The organism is Salinicola salarius (assembly GCF_002179555.1).
Lineage (GTDB): Bacteria > Pseudomonadota > Gammaproteobacteria > Pseudomonadales > Halomonadaceae > Salinicola > Salinicola salarius_A.
Genome location: NZ_NHOU01000042.1, coordinates 1 through 17393, shown reverse-complemented (window position 1 = coordinate 17393; position 17393 = coordinate 1). Strand labels below are relative to the sequence as shown.

The window sequence follows — 17393 nt, the reverse complement described above, 5'->3', positions numbered from 1 at the left end:
CTCCCATCCACCAGACTTGAGCTTAACTCGAAGGCATGCTCAAGTCGCTGATCTTCATCCTGTTCATCACCATAGGCAGCCTGCTCAAGTTCGAGCTGATGCCGGACTATCCGTTCGGCGCGATGATGGATTGGCTTTCATTGTGGGCGCTGGGCTGGGGCATGGGGCTGACGCTGTCGGTACTGGGCGATCTGGTGCCGGAAATCGGCAAGGTCGCTCGCATTCTCAACCTGCCGTTGCTGCTGCTCTCCGGCGTCATCTTTCCGGTGCTCTACGTGCCGCATCAATACCGGGAATACCTGCTGTTGAACCCGATCGTTCACGGCCTGGAGAGCATGCGCCTGAACTTCTTTGCCGGCTACCACACGATCGACGGTATCGACATGACGTATCTCTGGTTCTGGGCGCTGGCGCTGATTTCGCTGGGGCTGGTCCTTCACATGCGCTTTCGCGATCAGCTGAAAGCGCACTGATTTTTCAGACAACGTGAGGGGCTTTTCCCATGATCGAAATCCGCAATCTCTACAAGCGCTACCACAACCATCACGACAGCCCGTGGGTGCTCAAGGACATCAGCCTGACCATCCCTTCCGGGGTCAGTGTGGGGCTGCTGGGTCGCAACGGGGCGGGCAAGTCGACGCTGCTGCGGCTGATCGGCGGCATGGATTCGCCGGACCGCGGCGAGATCATCCGCAACAGCCGCGTTTCCTGGCCGATCGGCCTGGCGGGCGGCTTCCAGGGCTCGATGACCGGACGCCAGAACGTCAAGTTCGTGGCCCGGATTCACGGTGCCGAGGAGGAGATCGAACGGGTCGTGCGGGAAGTCGAGGAGTTCGCCGAGATCGGCGATGCCTTCGACGAGCCGGTCAAGACCTACTCCTCCGGGATGCGTTCGCGACTGGCGTTCGGGCTCTCGCTGGCCTTCGACTTCGACGTCTATCTCTCCGACGAGGCGACCGCCGTCGGCGACCGCGCCTTCAAGGCCAAGGCCAAGAACGCGTTCAAGGAGCGTGTCGGCCGGGCCAGCCTGATCATGGTCTCCCACGGCGAAGGGGTGCTGAGGGAGTTCTGCGAGGCGGGCATCGTGCTGGAGAAAGGGCAGGCGAAATGGTTCGACGATATCGAGGAGGCGATCAGCGCCTATCACGAGGCGACCGACGGCAAGAAGACCGCACCGCCCAAGGTGCCCACGTCGCTCGCCGAAGCGAAGCAGCAGCTGATGCAAGCCAATCTCGAGTTCGAGCAGGCCCGTGTCGAGTACCAGATAGCCAGTGACGATCCTGCCCGCAACGATCCCGGCGATGCGCTGCGCTGGCGCATGGAGGAGTCCCGCGAGCGGATGCACGAGGCGCGTCGCCATGTGCAGCAGTTCCAGTCACAGGCGAAAGCGAAAGCCAAGCCTCGTAACCGAACGAAAAAGACTCCGAATAAGCCCCCGAAAAAGACAGGTCGGCCATGAACAAGTCATCTCATACCAATAAATCATCGCGGTTGCGCAAGTCGTTCCACTGGGTCGTGTGCCTGATCGCGATCGTCGTCGTCTCGCTCTACTGGGCGTTGTGGGCCAGCGATCGCTATGTCTCCCATGCCAACGTGGTACTCGAAAGTCCCCAGCTCGCCTCGCCGACGTTGAGCGTGAGTTCGCTGTTGAGCGGCGGGGCGACCAGTAATCTCGCGGACATGCTGCTGCTGCGCGATTACATGCGTTCCGTCGACATGCTGAAGCTGCTCGTCGAGGAGGCGGATTTTCGTAATCACTATGCCAATTCCGGGGCGGACTTCTTCAGCGCACTGGGCGACGTAAACGCGCCGCTGGAAGAGCTTCACGACTACTTCCTCTCGCGGGTCTCGGTGGAGCTGGACGATTACGCCGGCGTGCTGCGGGTCGATGTCGAAGCCTTCGATCCGGAGGAAGCCAACAAGATCGCGCAGTTGCTGCTGGACGAGGGCGAGCGCCACATGAACCTGATGGGCCAACGCCTGGCGGAGGAGCAGGTGCGCTTCCTCGAACAGCAGGTCGCGCTGCTGGAAGAGAAGTTCCAGCAGACCCGCGATGCGCTGCTCGACTACCAGAACGCCAACGGGCTGGTCTCGCCGACGGGCACGGTGGAAAGCCTCAGCTCGGTGGTTTCGGGGCTGGAAGGGCAGCTCGCCATCGCCAAGGCGCGCAAGAGCGCGATGGCCAGCTTCCAGAGCGCCCGCTCACCGGAGATCGTGCGCGTCAATAGCGAGATCAAGGCGCTTACCAATCAAATCGCGCAGGAGCAGCAGCGTCTGGCCCGCCAATCGGGTAACGCGCTCAACAGCATCTCCTCGGAGTACCAGACCCTGATGCTGCGGGCGCAGTTCGCCCAGGACAGCTATTCCGGGGCGCTGGGCGCACTCGAGAACACCCGTATCGAAGCGGCACGGAAGCTGAAGCAGGTCTCCGTGCTGCAGACGCCGACGATGCCGGAATACCCCGAGCAGCCCGAGCGGCTCTACAACTCGGTGGTGTTCGCGGTGATCGCGCTGTTCATCACGCTGATCATCAACATGCTGATCCTGATCGTGAAGGACCACCGCGACTGACGGGCAGGCAGGGCGGGGCCGGCGCATGCCACGGCCTGGTCCTCCCTGGCGGCACGATTGGCCAGCGACACGGTTAACCAGCAAGACGACCAACCAGCAAGACGGTTATCAACGAGACGGTTACCAACAAGACGAATTACCCAACTACAGATCTTCCCAATTAAAGATCTACCCAACTACAGGCTCGACGGGGGAATCACCATGAGCATGACATTTCTAGTGACAGGTGGCGCCGGGTTCATCGGCTCGGCAGTCGTGCGCGAATTGATCGAACACACACCGCATCGCGTCATCAATGTCGACAAACTGACCTACGCCGGCAATCCGGAATCGCTGGCACGCGTCGACAACGACGAGCGCTACGAATTCCGGCTGGCCGACATCTGCGATGCCTCGGCCATGACCCGGATTCTGAGGGAGTACCGTCCGGACGTCGTCATGCATCTGGCGGCGGAAAGTCACGTCGATCGCTCCATCGATGGGCCGGCGGCGTTCATCGAGACCAACATCATGGGGACCTACGTCCTGCTGGAGGCGACACGCGCCTACTGGAAAGGGTTGCAGGACAGCGACCCCCGCAAGGCCGCGGCGTTCCGCTTCCACCACATTTCTACCGACGAGGTCTATGGCGACCTGCATGGCGTGGACGACCTGTTCACCGAGACGACGCCGTACGCGCCGAGTTCGCCCTATTCGGCCAGCAAGGCGAGCTCCGATCACCTGGTTCGCGCCTGGCACCGGACCTTCGGCCTGCCGACGCTGGTGACCAACTGTTCCAACAACTACGGGCCGTTCCATTTTCCGGAAAAGCTGATCCCGCTGATGATCCTCAGCGCGCTGGCGGGGCAGTCGCTGCCCGTCTACGGCGATGGCAAGCAGATTCGTGATTGGCTCTATGTCGAGGATCATGCGCGGGCGCTGGTGAAGGTCGCCAGCGAGGGCAAGATCGGCGAAACCTACAACATCGGCGGCCACAACGAGAAGCAGAACATCCAGGTCGTCGAGACCATCTGCGAACTGCTCGAGGAACTGGCACCGCGCAAACCGGCGGGGGTCGCCCACTACCGGGATCTGATCACCTTCGTGACCGACCGGCCGGGCCATGACCAGCGCTATGCGATCGACGCCTCCAAGATCCAGCGTGAACTGGATTGGACCCCGCGCGAGACCTTCGAGAGTGGCATGCGCAAGACGGTGCAGTGGTTCCTCGAAAACGACGTCTGGTGGCGTCGGGTACAGAACGGCAGCTACCAGGGGGAGCGACTGGGGGCAATCGCATGAGCATTCTGATTCTGGGAGGAAGCGGCCAGGTCGGCTTCGAGCTGCAGCGCGCGCTGGCCCCGCTCGGGAACTGCATCGCGCCAGGGCGCCGGTCGCTCGATCTGCAGGATGCTGCGGCCGTCGTTCGTCTGCTCGACGAGCTTCGACCGACCCTCATCGTCAACGCGGCTGCCTGGACCGCGGTGGATGCCGCCGAAAAGGCACGTGACGAGGCCTTTCGCCTCAACGCGGCGCTGCCGGCCCAACTTGCCGACTACTGTGCGTCGCATTCGGCGACCCTCGTTCACTACTCCTCGGACTACGTCTATCCCGGCGATGGCGACACGGCGTGGCGGGAGACCAGCGAGACCGGCCCGCTGTCCGTCTACGGGAAGAGCAAGCTGGCCGGTGACGAGGCGGTGCTGGCCAGCGGCGCCGATGCGCTGATCTTCCGCACCAGCTGGGTCTACAGCGCGCGCGGCCACAACTTCATGAAGACCATGCTGCGCCTGGCTCGGGAGCGCGAGGCGTTGCGCATCGTCGGCGACCAGATCGGCGCACCGACGCCGGCCCGGCTGATTGCGGAAGTGACTTTGCTGGCCGTGAAGCAGCGCGGGGAGGGCCGTCTCGAACCGGGCCTCTACCATCTCGCCCCGCGTGGCGAGACCAACTGGCATGGCTTCGCCCAGGCGATCTTCCGACATGCCGAGGCACTCGGGGAAACCTTGCAGGTAAAGCCGGATCAGGTGGTGTCGATTGCGACCGCGAATTATCCCACACCCGCGCGTCGGCCGCTCAACTCGCGGCTGTCGCTGGAGAAAGTCGAGCAAGCGCTGGGTATCACGCTGCCGAATTGGGAATCCCAATTGCAGCTGACGCTGGCGGAGCTGCTCGAAGCCGCGTAACGCGTTCTTCCATGACGCGATCGCAACTTCTCGTGAAAGAAGGCCCTTGCAAGAGGGGCGACTTTTATACCGTTACCTTGAATGTCTGAATCGATCTTCGTATCGAAAAGGAGCTTCACCATGGCACGTAAAGGCATCATTCTGGCCGGCGGTTCCGGTACTCGCCTGCATCCGATCACCCAGGGCATCTCCAAGCAACTGCTGCCGGTGTACGACAAGCCGATGATCTACTACCCGATCTCGGTGCTGATGCTGGCAGGGATCCGCGAGATATTGATCATCTCGACGCCTTCCGACCTGCCGCAATATCAATACCTGCTGGGCGATGGCGCGCAGTTCGGGGTGCGATTCGAATACGCCGAACAGCCTTCGCCGGATGGTCTGGCCCAGGCGTTCCTGATCGGCGAATCGTTCATCGGCAACGACTCCGTGTGTCTGGTACTGGGCGACAACGTCTTCCACGGCCAGCACTTCTCGGAGCAGCTAATGCGGGCTTCGGACGTGCAGAAGGGCGCGACGGTCTTCGGCTATCTGGTCAAGGACCCGGAGCGCTTCGGCGTGGTGGAGTTCGATGCCTCGGGCAAGGCGCTGTCGATCGAGGAGAAGCCGATCAAGCCGAAGTCGCCTTACGCGGTCACCGGGCTCTACTTCTACGACAACGACGTGGTCGAGATCGCCCATCAGGTCAAACCCTCCGAGCGCGGCGAGCTGGAAATCACCAGTATCAACAATGCCTACCTCGAACGCGGCGATTTGCGCGTCGAGCGGTTGGGACGCGGCTTCGCGTGGCTCGATACCGGCACGCACGACAGCCTGCTGGAAGCCGGGCAGTACGTGCAGACGATCGAGCACCGCCAGGGGCTCAAGGTCGCCTGTCTGGAAGAGATCGCCTGGAATCATGGCTGGATCGATGACGCGACGCTGGCCGAGCGCGGAACCGCTCTCAAGAAGACCGGCTACGGCCAATATTTGTTGAAACGTCTCGAAGACGCTCAGCGCGGCGGGACAGTTGGCGAAGTCGCAGTGGCCAGTTTCGGTGGCAGTCGCTGATTTGGGTTCGTCAGTTCAGCCAATCACCTCAGCCATCAACCCAGCCATCAACCCAGCCGGAGAGACGGACGACATGAATTACGAAAAGCTGGCCATTCCTGACGTCGTGCTGATGACACCCCATGTGTTCGGCGACGAACGAGGATTCTTCCTCGAGACCTTTCGACACAGCGAATTTGTCGAACACTGCGGCGACTATCAGTTCGTGCAGGACAACCACAGCCGATCCGGTCAGGGCATTCTGCGTGGGCTGCATTATCAGCTGCAGCAGCCGCAGGGAAAGCTGGTGCGGGTCACCCGGGGCGAGGTCTATGACGTCGCGGTCGATCTTCGCCGGAGTTCGCCCACCTTCGGGCAGTGGGTCGGGGCGTTGTTGAGCGAAGACAATCGCCAGATGCTGTGGGTGCCGCCAGGCTTCGCCCACGGCTTCTACGTCACCAGCGAGATCGCCGAGTTCCAGTACAAGTGCACGGATTACTATGCGCCGGGCGATGAATACAGCCTGCACTGGAACGATCCGCAGCTGGCCATCGACTGGCCGCTGGTGGGGGACAAGCCGGTGACTTCCGACAAGGACGAGCAGGGAAGGCGATTGGCCGACGCCGCGACGTTCGCCTAGTCCCGAATCGATTTCGGGACACGCTGCGGGAGCCGTCTCGAAGCGGATTCGAGGCTCACCCGACATTCACTCGACGCTCACTCGAAGATCCTCCAGGCCACCGTTCCTGAACCGTCAGCGCTCGCCGGTCCGCGTTCCGGTCATTGGCCTGATTCACGGATCCAGAATCCAGAATCCTGGGTCGTGGATATCGTGGCCACGAGACGACGTGGCAAAAGTGTCATTCCATGCGGGGCCGGCCGGTCTCGCCTATTCGAATTTCTGAGCTGCCCAGCGGGCGGCATCGCGCATCATGGGGATTTCTCGGATGAAGATCACCGTTTTCGGTACCGGTTATGTCGGTCTGGTCACGGGCACCTGTCTGGCTGACGTTGGCCATGACGTGGTCTGTGTCGATATCGACCAAAGCAAGATCGAGCGCCTGGTTCAGGGAGACATTCCCATCTATGAACCCGGCCTCGAGTCGATGGTGCTGCGCAATATCGAAGGCCAGCGCCTGAAATTCACCACCGATGCCAGGATGGCAGTGGAACATGGCGTGCTGCAGTTCATCGCCGTGGGCACGCCGCCCGATGAGGATGGCAGCGCCGACCTGCAATACGTGCTGTCGGTGGCATCCACCATCGGCCAGTACATGAACGGCTACAAGGTCGTCATCGACAAGTCGACCGTGCCGGTCGGTACGGCCGACAAGGTGCGGGAGCGCATCGAGGGCGTGCTGGCGGAACGCGTCGCCGATCTGCCGTTCGATGTCTGCTCCAACCCGGAATTCCTCAAGGAAGGTTCGGCACTGGAGGATTTCACCCGAGGTGCCCGTATCGTCGTCGGGACCGACTCGGATCGCGTCGCCGATCTGATGCGGGAGTGCTACGCGCCCTACAACCGCAATCGCGAGAAGTTGATGTTCATGAGCGTGCGCGCGGCCGAACTGACCAAGTATGCGGCCAACGCGATGCTGGCGACCAAGATCAGCTTCATGAACGAGATCGCCAACCTGGCCGAACGCCTAGGCGCGGATATCGAGGACGTGCGTCGTGGCATCGGCTCCGATCCGCGTATCGGCTATCACTTCATCTATCCCGGCTGTGGCTATGGCGGCTCCTGCTTTCCGAAGGACGTGCAGGCACTGGCCCGTACCGCCAGCAAGGTGGGATACGAGGCCGAGCTGCTGAAGGCCGTGGAGGCAGTCAACAAGCGCCAGAAATCCACCCTGTTCGAAAAGCTTTCCCACGCCCTGGATGGCGAACTGGAAGGCAAGACCATTGCGGTCTGGGGGCTGTCCTTCAAGCCGGAAACCGATGACATGCGGGATGCGCCAAGTCGGACGCTGATGGAAGCGCTATGGGAAAAAGGCGCCACGGTGCAGGCCTACGATCCCGAGGCCATGAAGGAGTGCCGCCGCATCTACGGCGAGCGAGATGACCTGGTATTGGTCGCGGACCGGATCCAGGCGGTCAAGAAGGCCGATGCGCTGGTGATCTGCACCGAATGGAAGGAGTTTCGCACACTCGATGCCGAATGGATTCGCGGCCAGTTGAGTACACCGGCGGTCATCGATGGTCGCAACCTGTTCGACCCGGAGACCATGTCCGCAGCCGGGGTCGACTACTACGCGGTGGGGCGTGGCAAGACACTCGACCCCCAGATTGCTGCCTGATACCTCCTTCTCCGATCTAGAGCCCGGCCCGCCACTCGAGTGGGCGTTGCCGGGCTACAAAACGATAAGAAAGTTTCGCAAAACGTTTCTGTTGAGTAAGTCTAATCCTGCCGTTAATGAAGTTTTTAATAGAGTTCTGGAATGATTTATTCATCGATTTATGGATGGTGAATATCGATGAGTAAATTCATCTTCAATAAAGGGCGGGTCGCGATTAACCTGACTAAAGTCTTAGCAATGGTTGCTCGGTTACCGGCGCTTAAAACTGACTGAAAGTCACCATTGATTTGATTTTAAAGTTCTATTTCGTTGATTGTTGATATTGCTGGTGGTTCGAGAAGCCTGTTGCCAACCGGCAGTGGCTACTGGGGAATAGTCAACGAATTGTCATGGCGGGTTGTTATAGGGCGGCAATCGATACTCCTAGTCATGACAATAAAGATAACGTTATTACGATGAAGCAACGTTGCTTCTGCCTGTGTCACCGTTACCGATAATGACACTCTGGTGTCATGACGCATTCCGAAGATGCGCCTGGCGGTATTCCATCGCCGTGATGGAAAAGAATAGCAATAAGTCGCTCATAGCAATAAGTCGCTAACAGTAATAAGTCGATCATAGAAACAAGTCGCTCATTGTGACACACCAAACGACAGACGAGGCATCACCATGCAAGCCAAGAGCCGGGCATTATATGAATTCGGGGCGACCTTTCTTGGGCCCGCATTGCACGTTTACGCCGAGTCCATTGAAGCCGAGGTCGAAGGTCATTTGCCGGTGTGCCTGGCGCGAGAAGGCTGGTGCTTTCACCGTCTGTTGACTCGTCTCCAGCGGGAGTCGTCGATCGACCTGCCGCACGATCCTGTCTACCTGCGGGTGTCCAGAACGCTGCTCTTCCGCGCCATGCTGGGCTCGGAGGTAATCACGCCGATGGCGCTGAGCAACGATTTCTCGGGCAGCATTCTGGATCTCATGCGCAAACGATTTGGTCTTCAGTTGCATGAGATATTCGCGGCGTTGCCGTTCGAGCTGCTGCGCTTCAATTGCGAGCTTCCCAAGGACAAGGATCTGGTTCTGCAGTGGTTGACGCCCCATCTCGAGGCATTGAAGAAGGTCGTTTCACCGACCCGAAAATCGCTGGTCGCCTATCTGGAACGGTCCGGATTGATGGACCCGGACAAGCGCCCCTTGATGCTGGATCTGGGCTACTCCGGCACGATCCAGAAGATTCTTACCCATATCCTAGAGCGGGATACCACCGGGCTCTATTTCATCGCTACCAAGCCGGGTGACGCTGAAGTCAGCAAGCATCATGCGCTGTTGAAGGGCGTCTTCCACGAGGGCGTCGGCTGGCGCAATGGCTGCACCATGCTCGACCGCTCTCTGCTTTTCGAATGCCTGCTGACCGCGCCGCACGGGCAGATGGTCGATATTCGGCAGAAAAGCAATCAGGAGTTCGAATACTTCTACGGGCGCCAGGCGGGAACGCAGCGTCATTTCCAGGATTTGAAGACGGTCTTCGATGGGGCGATCGATCATGTCGTGATGTGTCGACGACACGGTGTGAATTATTCGCCAGAGGACGTGCAGGGCTTATACGAGGTCTTTGCGACCCGGCCCAACTGTATTCCGCACGATGTTTGGCACCTTTTCAGTGTCGATGATGACATCACCGGCAACGGCATCGTCAATCCGATGCAAATGTTCGCAATATAAATCAAGAGGTGGGGGCCCACATGAAACCAACGGGAAAGATGATATCGCTACTACCGTGGCTATTTCAGACCCAGTTCGCCAGTCAGGCGCGCAAGAAAACGTCTGGCGGCGGAAGAGGTCGTGGGAATGGACGACAATATCGTCGTGCCGGAGAGCGGCATCGAGGATCAGCCGCGCAAAGAGTCCGTCCCCGATGACAAGAATCTGGTTACCGTGACCGAAACGTTCGTCGTCGCGGAGGGCGAGGCGGTCAACGACGATCTTTCCTCGACCGACGCCGACGGCAAGGTGGCATCGCCTGTCGACCCCGCGACGGCCATCGGTGAGGAAGCGACGAGCTCGCGTATCGGCGATTCCGAAGCCGTCGCTCCGGAAGCCGTCGAGTCCGAGGCCATCGAGCTGCCGCTGGGGGATACCGCACGTGAAGGCGGGGCCCATGCCGCCATGATGAGCCAGGCGTTCATGGATGCGCTGAACACGGGTCTGTTCGATCCCAAATGGTATCAGACGACATACGGGCTGCGTTTTTCGACGCAGCGGGAAGCGTTCGACGACTACATTCGCAAGTCCCGCTTCGCGCCGGTCAACCCCTCGCCGCGCTTCGACAGCGAAACCTATCATCGGATGTACATCGATGTCTTTCATGCCCAGCAGAGCCCGCTTCAGCACTATCTGCTGCATGGACGTAGCGAAGGACGACAGCATGTGCCCGCCACGGTGCGCTGGTTCCCCCGCGAGATCGTCACGCCCGGCAAGCGACTGACACCGGCAGCGAGCGAACTGAAGGTCGCACTCTGTCTGCACGTCTTCTATGTCGATTTTCTGGATCGCTTTGCCCAGGCCATCGAGCGGTTCCCGGTGACCGTCGACATCTATCTCACGCTGGCGGATGCCAGCTTCGAGACGCGTGCCCGGCAGCTGTTCGGCGAGCATGCGCGGGTCGGCAAGCTCGAGACTCGCGTCGTGCCCAACCGCGGCCGCAACTTCGGCCCGGTACTGGTGGAGTATGGCCAGGATCTGCAGGAGTACGATCTGTTCTGCCACCTGCATTCGAAGAAGTCGCTCTATTCGGGCAAGGAGCAGACCCAGTGGGCGGAGTATCTGATCGAATATCTGCTTCGCGATACTTCCGTCATCACGCGATTGCTGAACGCTTTCGCCGCCGACGAATCCCTCGGACTCTACTACCCGACGACGTTCTGGATGATGCCTTCCTGGGTCAACCATCAGACCATGAACAAGGGTTTCATGCGCGAATGGCAGGAGAAGCTGGGGCTGGACCACATTCCCGAGTTCCTGAGCTATCCCGCCGGCGGCATGTTCTGGTCGCGCCCCGAGGCGATGAACGGTGTGCTGGACCAGACCTGGACCTACGAGGATTTCCCGGAAGAGCCGTTGCCCAACGACAACTCGATGCTTCACGCCCTCGAGCGCGTGCTGGGGCCGCTGGCCGAGCATCACGGCTTCCGGCAGCTGTTCTTCTATCCGCCAACCGGGCAGTTCACCACGGACAACGGCTATATCACCGCCAGCTATCACGGCCGGCTGGAGCAGCACATCGCCAGCATTCAGGCGCATGCCTGCATCAGTTTCGATGTATTCGACACCCTGGTGCGCCGCGAATACACGGTGCCGGATTACGCCAAGCTGAAGCTGGGCAAGATGCTGGCGGAGCAGGGGATCGTTCCCTCCGCACAGGCCTTCGTCAAGTTGCGCAACGATGCCGAATCGACCCTGCGCCGACGTGCCAACTTCCAGGGCGACGTGCGTATCGAGGCCATCTACGACGAGCTGGCCGACCAGTTGGACGTCAGCCCGGACACCGCGCAGGAGTGGATGGCGCTGGAGTACGAACTCGATCTCGAGATGATCCAGCCCAAGGACGAGATGGTCGAGCTGTTCAACCATCTCGCCGCGCAGGGGCACATCCTCTGGGTCATTTCCGACAGCTATTACAACCGCGAGCAGGTGGGGCTGATGCTGCGCAAGGCCGGCGTTGCCGCTGCCTATCGGCTGATGGTCTCCAGCGAAGAGCAGGCGCGCAAGGATAACGGCTCGATGTGGGTCAAGGTGAAACAGGACCTGGCCAACGAAGGCATCGATCGTCATCTGCACATCGGCGACAACGTGGTCGCGGATGCCCAGATGCCTGGCGACCTGGGGCTGACGACCTTCCACATTCTCCATCCGATGGACAAGTGGGCGGCCCTGGGATTTCCGCCGGTGCTGCATGGCGCGGACGCGCTGGACGAGATGCAGATCCTCAAGTGGGGCCGGCTGATCAGCGAAGTCGGAAGAAATCCGTTCATCGGCGAATGACATCGTGGCTGGCCACTCGGCGCCGGCGCTGGCCGCTCGGTGGTAAGCGCTGGCCGCTAAGTGGTGAGCGTTGGCCACTATGGTGAGCGTTGGCCGGGAGGCGGGCCCTGTCGCCGATGACGACGAACCGATGCATCGCCAGCGGATTCGTTCACCGTCGGTCGATTGACGAAAGAGCAGATGGAGATCCGCTATCGATCTCCAGTGCCGATCCTGCGACATATTTAGCGGTTGAGGGGGAGAGCGTGACAGTCGATTCAAAGCGCGCGGATTCTCGTTCCACGCCGAACATCTGTTTCACCGCCCTCACTATGGTGCGCGGCGAGAGCGATATCGTGTGGTCGTCGCTGCTTCACCATGCGCGACTGGGGTTCCAGCGTCTGATCGTGATCAGTTATCTGGAACATGACTTCCTGCGTCAGTGTATCGACAAGTTGCGTCGCGATTTCCCTGCGGTGGAAGTCGACCTCGTCGAGCTCGAAAGCCAGGGGCACTTCGGGCGGCGCAAGGCCTTCTACGTCAATCGGGCGCTGTCGCTGTTCATCGACCCCAAGAAGGAGAACTACGTCTACTGCTTCGATGCCGACGAGTTCCTGTCGTTGGGAAGTCATGCCTCGATCGGCGACTTCTTCGCCGCCTTCCTGGCCGGCCTGCCCGCCGGTGCGCGAGAGGGCGCGGTCGGGGAGTGCTTTGCGCTGCCGTGGCTGAACCTGATCCCCCAACGCCGCCACTACGCGGAGCGGGATCTGAGCGGGCAGTTTCTCGACGGGGACTATCTCTGCGTCGATACCCGCCAGAACAGCCGCCACAAGGTGCTGTTCCGCAAGCGTTCCGGTACGCGGGTTCACATGGCCTATCACCAGGCTTTCGCCGGCGAGAAGGATGTTCCGGTACTGCCGGATCCCGAGACGCTGAAGTTCGTCGAGGCCAGCGGGGCGTGCGTCTATCACGTGCCGTTGCGCAGCCCGGATCAGTTCCGGGCGCGCCTGGAAGGGCCCATGCGGCGCGTGATGATCCAGACCGGCTCGGGCCAGTCTCCCGCCCATGCCGAATTGCCTTTCGATATTGCCGATGCGCTGTTTTCGGCGTGTACCGCCAGCCAGCCAAGATTTGCAAGTCTCGCCGAAGCTGCAGACGTCTTCGGTGAAGCCATTACCGATAGAAAGATTCGGGCCATCACTCGATTCATTTACCGCCATCGAGTGGACGTCGGCCCGGTCCTGAGTTCGGCGAAATAGTCGCCGAGTTCGTGTTGCCTGGGAAACTTACGCCGATGATTTCACGTACTACTGCCAATCAAGCCCGTTATCGCTTCGCCATCGTCGCCATCGTCAAGAACGAGCGGCCCTATCTGGCCGAGTGGATCGCCTATCACCGCCTGATCGGCTTCGAGCATTTCTACATTGCCGACCATGGCAGCACCGATGGTACCGATCTGCTGCTGGCGAAGTGGCAACGCCAGGGGCTGGTCACGGCGCGACAGTGGGAGCCAGAGGAGCGGGCGCAGACGCTGTGGTACCAGCATGTACTCGAGCACCACGGGAAGGAGGCCACCTACATGGCGTTCCTGGATGTCGACGAGTTCCTGGTGCACCCGAATTGTGATCGTCCGCTTGAATGGCTGGCGCCGACCCTGGCCTCCCATGACGTGGGCGCCGTGGCGATCAACTGGCGGATCTTCGGCTCGTCGGGCATGCGCTTTCGTCAGCCCGGCGGTGTCCTGGAGCGCTTCCGCCTGGCGAGCGACAGCGAGCGAGTCGTCAATTGTCATGTGAAGTCGATCGTCAAACCGTCGCTGGTTCTGTCGATGACCGCGCATACGGCGGAGCTCAAGCCCGGCTACCGCTATCTCACCGCCAACGGTCAGCAGGCAGATTTCCTGGAAGGCAAGGTGAAGTCCGGCCGTACCGAGCGCGTGGCCGACACACCGCTGAAGGTCTACCACTACAACATCAAGTCGTACGAGGAGTTCGTCGATACCAAGATGGCGCGCGGCCGCGCCAACATGGGGCCGGCGCATTCTCGCGATCTGGATTATTTCCGCAACCACGACATGAACGAGGTGAGCGTTCGCTTCTCGCCCGAGCTGTTGAGCCGGGTGCGTCAGGCCAGCTGTGAGCTGCTGCCGGAAATGGTCGCGCCCCGGCGCCAGCCCTGCTTCTTCGTTCACATTCCCAAGACCGCGGGAACCAGCTTCCGGCTAGGGGCCAGGGCGCACCTCGGCGAGGACCAGGTCTGGCACGACTACGGGGAAAAGCAGCGCGAAACCGCCCCCATGGTGGTGCGCTGGGTCTACGAACGGCGCGACGTCTGGCGGCTCTGGCAGATTCTCTCCGAACAGAATGTACAGCTGCTGGGTGGGCACGTTCGGTTGGATAAATATGCCCATCTGGCGGGCATGCGCCACTGCTTTTCGTTCGTGCGCGACCCCTTGCAGCGGCTGGCGTCCGAATATCACCACTTCGTGCGCCACCACGGCTACCAGGATTCGTTCTCTGCGTTCTACCGGCGCCACGACATGATCAATCGCCAGAGCCGCTTTCTGGAGTCGACGCGGCTCGAGGCGCTGGGATTCATCGGGCTGACGGAACGGTACGCGGAATCCCTGGCGATCCTGAACGATCTCTACGGCTGGCAGATACCGGGCATGGCCGAAAATCTGGGTCACGCCTCCGTCGATCACGTCTACGACATCGATCCGGCCGACGAGCTGGCCTTGCGGGAGCTGAACGCGGAGGACTTCCAGCTCTATCGGGAGAGCCAGCGGCTCTTCGAGCTGCGGCTGGGGCTTTTCCAGCAGGGCCTGCCGTTCGTGCATGGGGCAATACAGCAGTGCGTGGCCGACAAGGTGGTGGGGTGGGCGTGGTGGGCCACCGATGATAGCCCGGTCGAGATCGAGGTCTGGGTCAACGATCGCAAGGTCGGCCGTACGCTGGCCAATGCGCTGCGCCCCGGCATGCTGCGCTGGGGCGCGCCGCGGGGCGCCTACGTGGGTTTCCATCTGCCGCTGGAAGCCGTACCCGGCGACATCGTCGACTGCCGCGTGACCCTGACCCAGCAGTCCCTGGGTCGGCACCGCGTACATCGAACCGCTTCCCTTCAGCCTGTGCTGGAATCTTGAGGGACACGCCATGCAGTCTTCTCTGTCGCCGGTATCGGACGCCAAACACTGGATGTTCTGGCGCGGCCTGAATCGCACCACGCGGATCGTCTGTCACCCGCGCCTGAAGCCGCTCTACCATCTCGAGCGACTGACGCAGGAAGAAGCAGACGAGGCCCGCCAGTACGTCTGGCGTTCGACGGGTAACGACCCCCAGTTCGCCTGGAAGCGCCATTTGCCATTACCCGGTTGGAACATGCTCGAAGTCACGATTCGGCATGACCAGCCGAGCGGAGCGGCGCGGTTGTACGTCGATACGGGGCGGGGATTCAACGAGGCAGAGAGCTTCTACCTGACGCTCAAGCCGGGACGGACCGCCAAGCGGCTCTGTTACATCGGCGCGGGCATCAGGGAGATTCGGTTCGACCCGCTGGAAACCGAAGGGTGCTTTGCCGTCGAGCATCTGAGGCTGGTCTGGCTGAGCCCGTGGTTTGCCTACGACCGCCTGGCCCAGCGCCTGGCCAATCTGCACGGCCAGTGGCTAGAGACCCCCAAGGCCAGCATTCTGCTGCAACTGAAGCAGCGTGCCAGGGAGCAGAACGTCCATTGGCGAGCGCTTGCCCTGCGGCAGTACGAGGAGACGTTCGTTCGACTATGCCCGCGCAAGAGCTATCGACAGTGGTTGGTACAACAGCCCGTGCTGTCCGCCGATCAGATAGCGCACCAGCTGGCGGCATTTTCCTATCGGCCGCTGATCTCGATTCTGCTGCCGACCTATGACCCGGCGCCCGAAGACCTCGAACGTTGTATCGAATCGGTCCTGGCGCAGCACTATCCGCACTGGCAGCTGTGTATCGCCGACGATGCTTCCGCCGATCCGCGGGTTCGGGAGACGCTTTCCCGTTACGCCGAGGGGGATTCGCGCATCGAGGTGGTGTTTCGCCCGACCAATGGCCATATCTGTGCGGCGAGCAACAGCGCGCTGGCACGTGCCCGGGGCGAGTACGTGGCACTGCTGGATCATGATGACCGGCTGGTACCGGAGGCGCTCTATCACGTCGTCGAGACGCTGCAGGAGCAGCCGCAGGCGGAGCTGCTCTACAGCGACGAGGACAAGGTCGACGGGTTCGGCGAGCGTTACGATCCCCACTTCAAGCCGGCCTGGAACCCGGATCTGTTGCTGGGCCAGAACTATATCTCCCATCTCGGCGTTTATCGGACGTCGAGAGTGCGGGCCATCGGCGGTTTCCGCCAGGGCTTCGAGGGCAGCCAGGATCACGACCTGACCCTGCGATTCTGCGCTGGGCTCGCGGTGGATCGAATCGTCAGGATCCCCAGGGTGCTCTATCACTGGCACGCCGGCCAGGGCTCGACGGCAGCCGCGGCCGTGGAGAAGCGCTATACCGCCGGCGCCGGTCTGCGTGCGGTGCAGGATCATCTGGACCGGCACACCGCGGGCGCACGTGCCGAGCCGGGCAAGTATCCCAATACTTATCGGATTCGCTGGCCGCTTCCCGACCCGGCGCCGCTGGTGAGTCTGCTCATTCCGACGCGCGACCAGGTGTCGATCCTGCGGCCTTGTGTCGAGGCACTGCTCGAACGCACACGCTATTCGCGGCTGGAAGTGCTGATTCTCGACAACGGCTCCACCTGCCGCGAGACCCTGGCCTTCCTGGACGAGATCGCCAGGGACGAGAGAGTTCGCGTGCTGTCCTGGCCATACCCGTTCAACTACTCGGGGATCAACAATTTCGGCGCTCGTCACGCGCGCGGCGACATCCTGGGGCTGATCAACAACGACATCGAACCGATCAACGAAGACTGGCTGGAGGAGATGGTAAGCCAGGCCTGTCGCGAGGAGATCGGCTGCGTCGGTGCCAAGCTCTACTACCCCGACGGCACGGTCCAGCACGGCGGGGTGCTGCTGGGTGTGGGCGGTGTCGCGGGTCACGCGCACAAGTATTTCTCGCGCCACGAACCCGGTTATTTCAGCCGGCTGCATCTCGTCCAGAACTTTTCCGCCGTGACCGCGGCGTGTCTGGTGGTGCGCAAGTCGCTGTTCGATGCCGTCGGCGGGCTGGACGAAGAGAACCTGGCGGTCGCGTTCAACGACGTCGATTTCTGCCTCAAGGTGCAGGAAGCGGGATACCGCAATCTATGGACGCCGGTAAGCGTTCATTCCAGGACGCCCTGCCA

Annotated in this window: 13 protein-coding genes; all 13 read left to right on the top strand. The window is 61.3% G+C overall.

Going from position 1 to position 17393, the window contains the following annotated elements:
• Positions 1-35 precede the first annotated feature (35 nt).
• The gene (locus CCD76_RS17610; RefSeq protein WP_256961367.1) at positions 36-473 is read left to right on the top strand and encodes an ABC transporter permease; all 438 of its coding nucleotides are present in this window, start codon (positions 36-38) and stop codon (positions 471-473) included.
• Positions 474-502: 29 nt separating this feature from the next.
• On the top strand, positions 503-1459 hold the full coding sequence (locus tag CCD76_RS17605; protein WP_087720772.1) for an ABC transporter ATP-binding protein: 957 nt from the start codon (positions 503-505) through the stop codon (positions 1457-1459).
• Positions 1456-2571 (top strand): chain-length determining protein, encoded by a 1116-nt coding sequence (locus CCD76_RS17600; RefSeq protein ID WP_087720770.1) that lies wholly within the window; start codon positions 1456-1458, stop codon positions 2569-2571. Before CCD76_RS17605 ends, CCD76_RS17600 begins: the two co-directional genes overlap by 4 nt.
• A 207-nt stretch (positions 2572-2778) precedes the next feature.
• On the top strand, positions 2779-3852 hold the full coding sequence (rfbB, locus tag CCD76_RS17595; protein ID WP_218777072.1) for a dTDP-glucose 4,6-dehydratase: 1074 nt from the start codon (positions 2779-2781) through the stop codon (positions 3850-3852).
• Complete coding sequence (gene rfbD, locus CCD76_RS17590) at positions 3849-4736, top strand: dTDP-4-dehydrorhamnose reductase (RefSeq protein ID WP_087720765.1); 888 nt, start codon at positions 3849-3851, stop codon at positions 4734-4736. Before rfbB ends, rfbD begins: the two co-directional genes overlap by 4 nt.
• A gap of 120 nt (positions 4737-4856) precedes the next feature.
• Positions 4857-5786 (top strand): glucose-1-phosphate thymidylyltransferase RfbA, encoded by a 930-nt coding sequence (gene rfbA / locus CCD76_RS17585; RefSeq protein WP_087720764.1) that lies wholly within the window; start codon positions 4857-4859, stop codon positions 5784-5786.
• Between the two features lie 73 nt (positions 5787-5859).
• Positions 5860-6405: a dTDP-4-dehydrorhamnose 3,5-epimerase gene (rfbC, locus tag CCD76_RS17580; protein WP_087720762.1), complete on the top strand. Its 546-nt coding sequence runs from the start codon at positions 5860-5862 to the stop codon at positions 6403-6405.
• 307 nt (positions 6406-6712) lie between these two features.
• Positions 6713-8062 (top strand): UDP-glucose dehydrogenase family protein, encoded by a 1350-nt coding sequence (locus CCD76_RS17575; RefSeq protein ID WP_087720760.1) that lies wholly within the window; start codon positions 6713-6715, stop codon positions 8060-8062.
• A gap of 669 nt (positions 8063-8731) precedes the next feature.
• Positions 8732-9778, top strand: coding sequence for an HAD family hydrolase (locus tag CCD76_RS17570; protein WP_087720758.1), 1047 nt, complete (start codon positions 8732-8734; stop codon positions 9776-9778).
• Between the two features lie 126 nt (positions 9779-9904).
• On the top strand, positions 9905-12097 hold the full coding sequence (locus CCD76_RS17565) for a rhamnan synthesis F family protein (RefSeq protein WP_218777071.1): 2193 nt from the start codon (positions 9905-9907) through the stop codon (positions 12095-12097).
• 245 nt (positions 12098-12342) lie between these two features.
• Entirely contained in the window at positions 12343-13335 is a 993-nt protein-coding gene (locus CCD76_RS17560; protein ID WP_179208958.1) for a glycosyltransferase family 2 protein, read from the top strand.
• Between the two features lie 35 nt (positions 13336-13370).
• The gene (locus CCD76_RS17555) at positions 13371-15218 is read left to right on the top strand and encodes a glycosyltransferase family 2 protein (protein ID WP_087720754.1); all 1848 of its coding nucleotides are present in this window, start codon (positions 13371-13373) and stop codon (positions 15216-15218) included.
• Between the two features lie 10 nt (positions 15219-15228).
• Positions 15229-17393, top strand: a 2165-nt coding sequence (locus CCD76_RS17550) for a glycosyltransferase family 2 protein (protein WP_087720752.1), incomplete at its 3' end; no start/stop codon positions are given.